The 10860-nt window shown below is 70.4% G+C and carries 9 protein-coding genes; 2 read left to right on the forward strand and 7 right to left on the reverse strand.

Features of this window, described 5'->3' with window-relative positions; translation table 11 throughout:
* Positions 1-33: 33 nt before the first annotated feature.
* From NM203_RS09430 to NM203_RS09445, 4 genes are read right to left on the reverse strand one after another with little or no spacing between them, the layout of a single operon-like run.
* On the reverse strand, positions 34-615 hold the full coding sequence (locus tag NM203_RS09430) for a GTP-binding protein (protein ID WP_255059582.1): 582 nt from the start codon (positions 613-615) through the stop codon (positions 34-36).
* The gene (locus tag NM203_RS09435) at positions 596-970 is read right to left on the reverse strand and encodes a DUF742 domain-containing protein (protein WP_408633323.1); all 375 of its coding nucleotides are present in this window, start codon (positions 968-970) and stop codon (positions 596-598) included. Before NM203_RS09435 ends, NM203_RS09430 begins: the two co-directional genes overlap by 20 nt.
* Positions 967-1383 carry a roadblock/LC7 domain-containing protein gene (locus NM203_RS09440; protein WP_255059583.1) on the reverse strand — a complete coding sequence of 139 codons (417 nt, stop codon included), beginning with the start codon at positions 1381-1383 and terminating at the stop codon, positions 967-969. Before NM203_RS09440 ends, NM203_RS09435 begins: the two co-directional genes overlap by 4 nt.
* Positions 1380-3743 (reverse strand): sensor histidine kinase, encoded by a 2364-nt coding sequence (locus NM203_RS09445; protein ID WP_255059584.1) that lies wholly within the window; start codon positions 3741-3743, stop codon positions 1380-1382. The genes NM203_RS09440 and NM203_RS09445 overlap by 4 nt, the downstream gene beginning before the upstream one ends.
* Before the next feature lie 310 nt (positions 3744-4053).
* On the opposite strand from NM203_RS09445, the gene NM203_RS09450 reads away from it, so the two are divergent.
* Positions 4054-5535 carry a flavin-containing monooxygenase gene (locus tag NM203_RS09450; RefSeq protein ID WP_255059585.1) on the forward strand — a complete coding sequence of 494 codons (1482 nt, stop codon included), beginning with the start codon at positions 4054-4056 and terminating at the stop codon, positions 5533-5535.
* Here the strand turns inward: NM203_RS09450 and NM203_RS09455 are convergent.
* Together NM203_RS09455 and NM203_RS09460 are read right to left on the reverse strand one after the other, a co-directional pair.
* On the reverse strand, positions 5516-7048 hold the full coding sequence (locus NM203_RS09455; protein WP_255059587.1) for a phospholipase D-like domain-containing protein: 1533 nt from the start codon (positions 7046-7048) through the stop codon (positions 5516-5518). The two genes, NM203_RS09450 and NM203_RS09455, sit on opposite strands and share 20 nt — an antisense overlap.
* A gap of 42 nt (positions 7049-7090) precedes the next feature.
* Positions 7091-8506, reverse strand: a complete 1416-nt coding sequence (locus NM203_RS09460) for an RNB domain-containing ribonuclease (RefSeq protein ID WP_255059588.1) — start codon at positions 8504-8506, stop codon at positions 7091-7093.
* A 111-nt stretch (positions 8507-8617) separates the two neighbouring features.
* Here NM203_RS09460 and NM203_RS09465 point away from each other — a divergent pair, with 111 nt between their 5' ends.
* Positions 8618-9403, forward strand: a complete 786-nt coding sequence (locus tag NM203_RS09465) for a DUF1906 domain-containing protein (RefSeq protein ID WP_255059589.1) — start codon at positions 8618-8620, stop codon at positions 9401-9403.
* On the opposite strand, the gene NM203_RS09470 is transcribed toward NM203_RS09465, so the two are convergent.
* A complete protein-coding gene (locus NM203_RS09470) occupies positions 9354-10856 on the reverse strand; it encodes a sodium:solute symporter family protein (protein ID WP_255059590.1) in 1503 nt (500 codons plus the stop codon). The two genes, NM203_RS09465 and NM203_RS09470, sit on opposite strands and share 50 nt — an antisense overlap.
* Positions 10857-10860 lie beyond the last annotated feature (4 nt).

Raw genomic sequence — 10860 nt, forward strand, 5'->3', positions numbered from 1 at the left:
GTCGGGTCCTCGGGATTGCGGGAGTGGACACGGTCAGCGCACCTCGGCGGGCAACCGCTCGAGCGCGTACGAGGTGATCGCGATGAGCGCGCGCTTCACCGAATGTCGTTGTCGGGCGTCGATGCCGATGATCGGGACGGCGGCGGGCACCGCGAGCGCCTCGCGCACTTCGTCCATCACGTAGATCGGGGAGTCGTCGAACTCGTTGACGGCGACCAGAAACGGGATGCCGCGCGCTTCGAAGTAGTCGACGGCCGCGAAGCTCTGGTCGAGCCTGCGGGTGTCCACGATGACCACCGCGCCGATCGCGCCGCGCACCAGGTCGTCCCACATGAACCAGAATCGGCGCTGCCCCGGCGTGCCGAACAGGTAGAGGACGAGATCGTCGGCGATCGTGATGCGGCCGAAATCCATCGCGACGGTGGTGGTCTCCTTACCGGGCGTCGCGGCGAGATCGTCGTGCCCCTCCGAGGCCACGGTGACGAGTGCCTCCGTGCGCAGCGGCACGATCTCCGACACCGAACCGACGAACGTGGTCTTCCCGACGCCGAAACCGCCTGCGATGACGATCTTGGTCGACGCGACCGTGCTGCCCTCAGAGTGCGCGTAAGCCATTGAGCGTCCTCTCGATCAGCCGTCGTTGATCGGCGACCGTCGCCCGGTCGTCGAGCGTCGCGTGGACCCGGAGGTGGCCGCTCTCGACGAGGTCCGCCACCAGAACCCTGGTGACGCCGATCGGCATGTCACCGTAGGACGAGATCTCGGCGATCGAGAGGCGGGCGCAGCACAGGCCGACGATGACCGTGCGGCCGTCGTCGGGCAACCACGAGCCGTCGCCGTCCTGCACGGCTTCCACCGTCGCTTCGATCGGCAACTCGATGCGGGGACGCGTGCGGCCCGCGGTGAGGGTGTACGGCCGTGCGCGCCTGGCGGAGCGGCCCTGTTCCGGCGTCGTCATGAGCAGGGTCATCGCACCGATGGTGAGGTGCGCGGCGTCGCGGAGACGGTCTTGCCGACCCGGTCGACGAGCACCGCCATCTCGTAGCCGACCTGGCCGATGTCGCACGTCACCGTCGTCAGCACCGCGAGATACGAGCCGTTTCCGACCCCCATCACCAGCAGGAACGCCTCCTCCATCTCGATGATCGACTGGCGGACGTTGCCCGCGTCGAAGAGACGAGCCGCACCGCTGGCCAGACTGGCCAAACCCGATGTGACAGCTGCCATCTGGTCGGCGTGGTCGCCGGAGAGTCGCGAGCTCGACGCCATCAGCAGGCCGTCGGACGAGACCAGGATCGCGTGCGACACCCCCGGCACGTCGCGGACGAACTTGGCCACGAACCAGTCGAGGGTCCGAGCGCTCGAGGCGGTGTCGTCGGTCATCGGTCTCCTCCTTCGCCGGTGTCGGCGTCGTCGGCTTCAGCCCGACCACGGCGAACACCGGTGAGCTGTCGGCTCAGCACATCGCGGATGGCGGCGGGATCGTTGCGCGGCGCGCCCGCCGGTTCGGCTCGGTCGGCCACCCGGTCGGGGATCACGCGCGCGCCGCGCTCCCGGATCGGCAGCCCGGATCGAGTCTGACGCTGCACGGGTTCGTCGGGCTCCTCGGCGGCGGCCGGCGGGGCCATCCACTCCGAGGTCATCCGCGCGTAGATCGAGCCGTCCTCGACTTCGGGCTTGGGCCAAGCGGGTTCGGGCGGAGGTGGCGGAGGCGGCGGCGCGACGCCGGTGACGCCGCTGGCGCCGGGCGAGCGCTGCGGTAGCCCGCCGGTCACGGGGGCCGCAGCGGAGGCGTCGACGGGTGGGACGGCGGCGATGCGGGGCCTGCGTTCCGCGCCGTTGGCGCGCTCGACCGGCTGGCCGGGTTCGGCGGCGGGGACCCGGCCGTCGGCCTCCACGCGCCCGAGCAGCGCACCGGGCAGGTGCACACTGGCCGTCACACCCGGTTGATCGGACGTGCGCAGCGTGACGGTCGCGCCGTGCCGTCGAGCGAGCCGCCCGACCACGAAGAGGCCCATGCGCTTCGCGGTGTCGGAGGTGACCTCGCCGCCGAGCGCCAGCCGCTGGTTGGCGTCCCGGACGTCGTCGGCGGGCATCCCCAGCCCCTCGTCGGCGATCTCGATGAGCAGACCCGCGTCCACGGCGCGCGAGACGGTCACCCAGACCCGGGAATCCGGCGGCGAGTACTGCAGCGCGTTGTCGAGCAACTCCGCGATCATGTGGCCGATGTCGGCGGCGGCTGCGCCGACGACGGCGCTGTCGGCGACGGAGCCGAGTGCCACCCGGCGGTAGTCCTCGACCTCGGAGATCGCGGCGCGCAACATCTCCGACACCGGCACCGGCGGCATGCGCCGATGGCGTTCCACCGTGTCGGCGAGCACCAGCAGGTTGTCGCCGTTGCGCCGCATCCGGGTCGCGAGGTGGTCGAGCCGGAATAGGTGGTCGAGCCGACCGGGATCGTCCTCGTCGTGCTCGAGGGTTTCGATCAGCACCAGCTGCTCTTCGACCAGCGACCGGCTGCGCCGGGACAGCGTCTCGAACATGTCGCCGATCTGCAGCCGGACGCCGTGTTCGCCTGCCAGCTTGACCGCCTGCAGGTGGATGTCGTCGATGGCCCGCGCCAACTGGCCGACTTCCTCGTCGCTGTCGACGGGCAGCGCCGTGATCTCCGGCACGCCCGCGCCCTTGCTGAGCTGTTCGATCTCCCTGGGCAACTGAACACGGGCGACCTGCAGCGCACCACGTCGGAGCCGTCCGATCGACCGGATCAGCGACCGGCCGACGCCGAGCGCGAACGCCAGCGCGGCGAGCACGGCGCCGAGAATGATCGCGGTGTCGCGCAGCGCCGCGGAGCGCAGCGCGATGGCCTGCGTCTGCACGGTGTCCTGCAGGTCGGTCGCGAGCTCCTTCGCGAGTACCCGGTACCGGTTGGCGCTGGACTCCATCGAACTGGTGAGTTCGGGGGTCACCACCGCCTCGCCGAGGGGCCGGACGTACGCGGCACGGCGGGCGTCGGACTGCCCGCGCAGCGCGACGGAATCCGCGTCGGGCGTCAGCCGGACGAGGCGATCGATCGCGGCCGCTTCAGCGCCCGCGGCTTCGGCGGCGCTGGTCCGCAACTCCACCGAGTTCGGGAAATCCGGTGCGGCGACCAGAATCTGCTGCGTGGTCAGGGCCCGCTGCGCGGCCAGTGCGGTGGTGAGCTGATCGGCGAGCGCGCGCACGGCGCTGTCGTCAACGGATGCCGTCGACGTGGCCACGGCGGATGCGACACCGGATGCGACGCTGTCGGCCCGGTCCGCGACGAGCGGGCCCGGCGGCGCGCCTGCCGCGATCTCGTCGCGCACCGTCCTCGCCGTCGCGGACGCTGTCGCGAGTTCCGTGGTCACCGCCGGGTCGAACTCGGCGGACCGGATCAGCGCTGCCAGGCGCGCGGCGCTGTCGTCGAACTCGGCGAGCGGCTCGGCGACCGAACCGCCGGTGGCGGCCGTCGCCGTGAGTCCGTCGAACGCGTCGATGAACTCGACCGCGGGCGCGACGATGGTGGTGTTGCCGGTGGCGACGCTCAACTGGGATGCGGCTGCCAATTCGTCGCGAATGCGGACGGCGCCGATGGTCGCGGCGAGCGCCATGGGGACGACGAGGGTCGCGGTGACCTTCCAGCGCAGCGGCCAGCGCTCGAACGTCAGTCGCGACTTCTTCGGCTCCGTATGCCCGACGACCTTCGGATCGTTGGCATCCATGCCGTGTCACCTCCGCCGGCTGATTTGACGCTCGAGTCGAAAAATCTTTGAGGGCGAATGCTATCCGTTCACCGGGGGCCGCGCACCGCCAGCCCCTAGCACGCGCGGCTGTCGATGCCGTGCAGGGACGCGCCGCAAAGTCCGCGCAGGTCTCCTCCACCGACGTGCTCAGCCTGCCGTCGTCGAAGGCGGCGGAGTGGTCCGCGACCAACCCTGCTGAGTCTTCGACCCGAGGACCTCAACGCCGCGGTCGCCGAGCAGTTGGCCGCCTTCGCCTCGTAGGTACGGCAGGCCGTGCGAAGGTTCCGTCGTGAGCGAGAGCGTGGCGGTCATCGGAGCCGGTCCGGGCGGGCTGGTAACGGCGCGGTGGCTCACCGCACAGGGCTTCGAGGTGACGATCTTCGAGGCGGGCTCCGACCTCGGCGGACAGTGGACGGGCGCGCCGGGCCGCAGCGGCGTCTGGCCGGAGATGCACACCAACACCAGCCGCATCCTGACGGCGTTCAGCGATCTGCCGCACAACGGCGCCACGACCTTCCCGTCCAATCGCGACGTCCTGGCCTACCTCCGCCGCTACGCCGAGACGTTCGCGGCGCGGATCCGCTTCGGGGTGGAGGTGACGCGTCTCAGCCGGGATGCGCGGGGCTGGCTGCTCGAGCACGCCGAAGGGGCCGAGCGGTTCGCTCGGGTGGTGGTGGCGACCGGGCGCTTCCAGGTGCCGGTCATTCCGCCGGTCGCGGGGCTGGCCACCTTCGACGGCAGCGAATCGGTCGTCTCGACGTACGACTTTCGGGACAGCGCGCGGTATCGCGGCAAGCGGGTGCTGGTGGCCGGGTGCGCGGTCAGCGCGCTCGAGATCGCCGCGGAGCTGGTCCGTGCGGGCGCGCGGGTGGTCGTGACGCAGCGACGGCAGCGGTACGTACTGCCGAAGTTCGCGGCGGGTGTGCCGTCGGACCACCGCATCTTCACCAGGTACGGCGTGCTGGCCGCCGAGGCACTCCCCGCGACCGAAATCGACCGACAGCTCCGGGAGATCGTCGTCGAGGCGGGCGGTAGCCCCGAGCAGTACGGCGCACCGGCACCGGACCCGTCGCTGTTCGCGGCGGGCGTCACGCTGAGTCAGGACTATCTCCCGCTGGTGGCCGAGGGCCGGATCAGCGTGCGACCGTGGATCGCGTCGGTTGCCGGTGACGTGGTCACCTTCGGCGACGGTCACGGCGAGACGTTCGACGGCGTCGTCTTCGGCACCGGGTTCCGGCAGAGCCTGCCGTTTCTCGACGAGAACATAAGGGCCACAGTTGATCTCGATGACGTCCACCTCGACGCGGAGCTGCACACGTTTCATCCCGACCTGCCCGGCTTGGCGTTCGTCGGGATGTGGGACCAGTCCGGCGGCTACTTCGTGCCGCTGGAGTTGCAGGCTCGGTGGATCGCCTACACGTGGGGCGGGGTCGTCCCGCCCCGCGACCCCGACGCGCAGCGGCGCGCGGTCAGCGCCTACCGGGACCGCCGCGGGCTCCCGCAGAAGACGCGCATGAACCTGATCGCCGTCGCTTTCGCGCGGCTGGCCGGGGTGGAGCCGAGGCTCTCCCGGTGGCCGCAGTTGCGGCGGGCACTGCTCTTCGGGCCGCTGGCACCCAGCTGCTTCCGGCTGGAGGGGCCCGATGCACTGCCCGACGCCGCCGACCGGTTCGCCCGCGACGCGGCGGCATTCGGGGCGATCACGACCGAGGAGTTCAGCGAGCGGGAGGAGCGGTACTGGGCGATGGTGGTCAGCTCGGACCGTCGCTGAGACCGCGCAGCTTCTGGTACCACGCGCCGACCGGGGAATGCCGGAACGGCCACGTCGCCACCGCTTCGGCCAGTTGCCAGACGCTCTGGGCGATGGACGGCGGCACGTGGTCGGGATCCATCAGGTCGTTCTCGGCGAACGGGCCTTCGTCAGCGGACACCATCGTGTCGGTCAGCTTCCGCAACGAACGGCCGGTGCTGCGCAACTCCTCGATGCCGTGCCGGAAGGCACCCCGGCGCTGCACTTCATCGCGGAACCGCTCCACCGTGACCCCGAGATGCTCGGCCGCCAGACCGTCTCGGGTGTCGAGGATTTCGCGCTCCACCTCCGCGCAGTTCGGCAGCGCGGGATCGGCTTCGATCGCCACGTCGCACTCGCTGTCGAATCCCAGCGATCGGTTGTTGAAGTTCGAGGAGCCGATGCGAAGGAACCGGTTGTCGACCACGATGACCTTCGAGTGCACGTACACCGACACGCCACCGCCCGCCACCGGCCAGTAGACCCCCAGCCGACCGTGCAGGTCCGCTTCTCGAAGCAGTCGGACGAGGCGCTGGCGGGCGCTGTCCATCGACTCGATCTCCAGCCGGCTCTCCGAGCTGCGCGGGAGGACGATCACCACCTCGGGTCCGTGCTCCTCCCGCAGCCGCTCGGCGATCGCCTGGGCGATGATCCGCGACGCGAAATACTGGTTCTCCATGTAGATGACGTCTCGGGCGGCGGCGATGGCGGCGAGATTCAGCGCCTCGATCTCCCGGACCTCGCTGCGCTGGGGCAGCGAGGGTAGGGTGCGCGCCACCCCCACCTCGACGTTACGCAGCGAGGGCTGCAGGCTCTCGGGCCAGGGCGTGGCGAACGGAACGTCCTTGGCGAGCGCGTGACCGGTCGCCGCCTCCCACCGCTCGTGGGCCTGTGCGGCGAGCACCTGCGCGGCGGCGCCGTCGACCGCGACGGCGACTTCGTGCCGCGGACCGTACGGGTCGCCGGGGCCGTCCCTGCGCGGGTCGACGGGACGGTGCTCGCGGACGTCCCAGCGTCCGATCGTCAGATCGATGCCGCCGCAGAAGGCCACCGCGTCGTCGACGACCACGATCTTCTGGTGGTGCACCGCACCGGTGGGGTGCACTCCGTCGACGGCGAAATGCATTCGCGCCGAGGTGAACCGGTTGAGCAGGCTCACCGGCGCCACGCCGAACCAGAACCCGTCGAAGGCGGGCAGCAGGCGCAGGTTCGACTTCAGCAGGTAGACGTTCAGGTCGCGCCGCTTCCACAGCAGCCAGTGCAGGAAGAGCCCGAGTTGGTTGGGTCCGGGAAGCGTCGTCTCGCCGCGCTCGAACTCGGTCCGGTAGTCCAGGTCCCAGCCGATGATGACGATGCGATCGTGGGCGTTCAGCATCGCCGACTTGACGTGCCGCAGGTAGTCGGCGCCGTCCACGATCGCGGCGTAGCGATCCGCCGGCGCCGATTGCCAGCAGGTCTCTCCCGGCACGATCAGCGGCTCGCTGCCTCGATCCATGCCGCGATCCTTCCAGTTACCGCAGCCTCGCACGCAGCGTGGTCACTCCGGCGTGAACCACACGGTGCGCGTGGCGGGGTTCGCCTCGGTGAGGCGGACCCGCGTGCGGGTGCCCGCCACCAGACCCTCCCCCGCACACTTGGCGCGCACGGCGGGGTCGTCGAGCGCCACCACCCCGGATCGGCCGCCGTCGGCGACGTCGACCACCGCCGCGTCGAACACCTCACCGACCCGGTCGGCGAGCACGACCGCCTCAGCGAGATCGATTGCGGCCCGCTCGAACTCGTTCGCCCGCCGCGTCGTGGTCGCCATCGTCGCGGGCAGGGTCGGCAACGCCTCCACCGCCCATGCCGGCGGCGGAGATCCGTCGAACGCGGTGAGGCAGAGTTCGAGGGCGAAGCGGTCGGCCAGCCGGCGGAGCGGCGCGGTGACGTGTGCGTACGGCGCGGCCACCCCGGCGTGCAGCGGCTGAGCGGGTGGCCCGTCGGTGAAGGCCGTGTACGCCGAGCCGCGTAACAACGTCGCGGCCAGATCCAGGAAGGCCGCCCCACGCGGATCGGCCGGATCGACGCTCGCGACCACCGCGCCCGCCGAGAGCCCGGACGGCCAGTCGACGCCCAACCCGGCTGCGGCTCGGCGCACCCGGTCCACATCGGCCGGCTGTGCCGGTGGCACGGTGCGCAGCAGGCCGACGCCCGCTCCCAGCATCAGCGTCGCCGCGCATTCTCCGGTCAGCAGTGAGACCTGCGCGTTGTGTCGCTCGGCGGGCGTCTGCGCCCGCAGTACCAGCCGCCAGCCGTCGTCGTGCGTCGGCTCCACCTCCTGTTCGGGCAGATCGAGATCGATCCCGCCGCGCGCGAGCACGCGATCCATGCGAATCCGCCCGAACTCCGCCAGCCCGGTGAGCGCCTCCGGCAGGGCCCCGCGGTCCACCTCGGGATAGGACAGCCGCCCGGTGCTGCGGACCAGGGCCCGTCGCACCTCGACGTCCACCGGCGTGGTGTCCGCGTCGGTGCGAATCGTCCAGACGATCGCGGGACGAACGCGATCGGGCAGCAGGCTCGCGGACCCCTCGCTGAGCACCGGCGGATGCAGCGGGATCTTGCCGTCCGGCAGGTAGATCGTGACGCCGCGCAGTCGGGTGGCCGAGTCCAACGCCGAACCGGGCGCGACGAACGCCGCGACGTCCGCGATCGCGTAGCGCAGCAGGAAACCCGAGCCGTCCGGGATCAGGTGAACTGCTTGGTCGAGGTCCAGGGATCCTGGCGGATCGACGGTGACGAACGGCAGCGCCGTCATGTCCACCCGGCCGTATGGGGCCGGGTCAGCGGCCGCCTCGGCGAGGCTCTGAGGGTCGAAGTCCGGCGGCTCACCCAGGTCGGCGCGGATGGCGCCGAAGTCGATCCGAGGTGCTCGCAACCGCCGTACGGGCGCGGTCTCGGATGCAGGTGCCGCCACGTTCAGCGACAGTACCGGCGGTGTTTCGGCTTCGCGTCACCTTGATCGCGAACCGGATACGGCCGGCCGAGGCTCCCCGCACACAGCAGTCGCCTTGGTTAACGTCGCCCGGTGCAGCCCTCGCGAACCGTTTCCCGCCGCGACGCGCTGCGGTACGCCGCCGCAGCGTCGGCGCTGGCCGGGCTGAGCGCCGCGGCCGCAGGTGTCGGCGCGCCGTCGGCGTCGGCCGCCGCTCCTCCCACCCTGATCGACTTCGCCATGCGTCAGATTCCGGCCGGGGACATTCGGGCCGCAGGGCACTCCGGGGTCATCAACTACGTCTCGATGTCGCGGCCCGGCTCCAGCTTCGGCGCCAAGCCCATCACCCTCCCCTATGCGCAGTCACTCACCGCCGCCGGGCTGGTGATCGTCAGCAACTACCAGTACGGCAAGCCGGGCGGGACCGCGCCGTCGGACTTTCTCCGCGGGTACGCCGGCGGCGTCGCCGACGCTCGGACCGCCTGGCAGCTGCACACCGCCGCAGGCGGCGGCCGGAGTGCGCCGATCTTCTTCAGCGTCGACGACGACATCGACCGCGACACCTGGAACAGGGTTGCGCTGCAATGGTTTCGGGGAATCAACTCGGTGATCGGCGTGCAGCGCACGGGAATCTACGGAGGCATCAGGCCGTGCCAGTGGGCCACCGCCGACGGAGTGATCGGCCGGTCGGGCTCGCCAGGTCGCGTGTGGGCGTGGCAGACGCGGTCGTGGTCGGGCGGCCAGATCCATCCCGCCGCGGTGCTCTACCAGCGGGTGGTGAGCACCGCGTCGAATCCGGGTCCGGTGGTCGGCGGGCTCGAAGTCGACGTCAACGACGTTCTGGCCCAGGACTGCGGTCAGTGGAACATGCATCCGTGACGTCCGCCTCGGCCCTGCCCGCCAGCCTGCCGTCCCATTCGTCGAGCACCTCGGGTGCGGTCCGCGGGGTCAGCAGGCTGACGACGACGTACACCACCAGGCTCGAACCCAGGCCGTAGTAGATCGGCTCGTTGGCCAGCACGTCGCCGACGACGAACATCGTGCCCAGCGTGACGACGGTGCCGACGCCCATCGACCACAGTGCGCCCAGTCCGGTCGCCCGCTTCCAGAGGAAGCCGCCGAGGATCGCCACCAGCAGACCGCCGACCAAGATGTCGTAGGCGATCGTCAGCGCCGCCACGACGTCGTTGAGCAGTGCTGCGATGACGATCACCACAACCCCCAGCACCACCACGTACATCCGGTCCGAGTGCACGTTGCGCTCGCTGCTCTCCTCCGGAGCGGGAGTCTTTCCAACCAGCCTGAGCAGCAACGGTTTCACATCGGTCTTCGCCACCGTCGCCGTCGCGATCAACGCCCCCGACGCCGTCGACATCATCGCCGCGACCGCCGCGGCCAGCACGATGCCGCTGACGCCCACCGGCAGGATGGTCTCGGCGATCTGCGCGTACACGTCATCGGAGGCCTCCACGTCGGGCAGGAACGTCGACGCCGCCATCCCGATCACGGCACCCGCGACGCCGTACAGCAGGCAGTAGATCGCCGCCGTGGTGCCGCCCCACTTCGCCACCCCCGGAGAGCGCGCCGTGAAGACCCGCTGCCAGATGTCCTGTCCGATAAGCATTCCGAAGCTGTAGACCACTAAGAACGTGATGATCGTCGGCATGCCGATCGCACCGAGGTCGAACACCGTGTCACCGGCCCGCTCGCGGATACCGTCGAGTCCTCCGGCCCGGTTCCACGTGAACGGCAGCAGCAGGAGGAAGATGCCGATCGTCTTGAGGATGAACTGCACCATGTCGGTCAGCGTGATCGACCACATGCCGCCGATCGACGAGTACAGCATCACGATGGCGCCGCCGATGATCACCGACACCGTTCGGTTGGTGCCGAACAGCACGTTGAACACCGTTGCGTAGGCGATCGTCGACGTCACCGACAGCATCAACGTGTATGCGGCCATGACGATCCCGGACGCCGACGTCGCGTCGACGCCGTAGCGCAACCTCAGCATCTGCGCGACCGTGTACACCTTCAGCCGCTGGATGCGTCCGGCGAAGAACAGGCTCAGCGCCAGCAACCCGATGGCGATCGCGATCACCAGCCACATCCCCGAGATGCCGTACGTGTAACCGAGGCCCACCCCGCCGACGGTCGACGCGCCGCCGAGGACGACCGCCGCCATGGTGCCGGTGTAGAGCACCGGGCCCAGCCGGCGGCCCGCGACGAGGAAGTCCGCCGAGTCCTTGGTTCGGGTCTTGCCCCAGAATCCGAAGGCGAGCATCGCCGCGAGGTAGACGACGATGATGACGATGTCGAGTGGCTTGCCCATGGTG

This window comes from Mycolicibacterium arenosum, assembly GCF_024320865.1.
Taxonomy (GTDB): domain Bacteria; phylum Actinomycetota; class Actinomycetes; order Mycobacteriales; family Mycobacteriaceae; genus Mycobacterium; species Mycobacterium arenosum.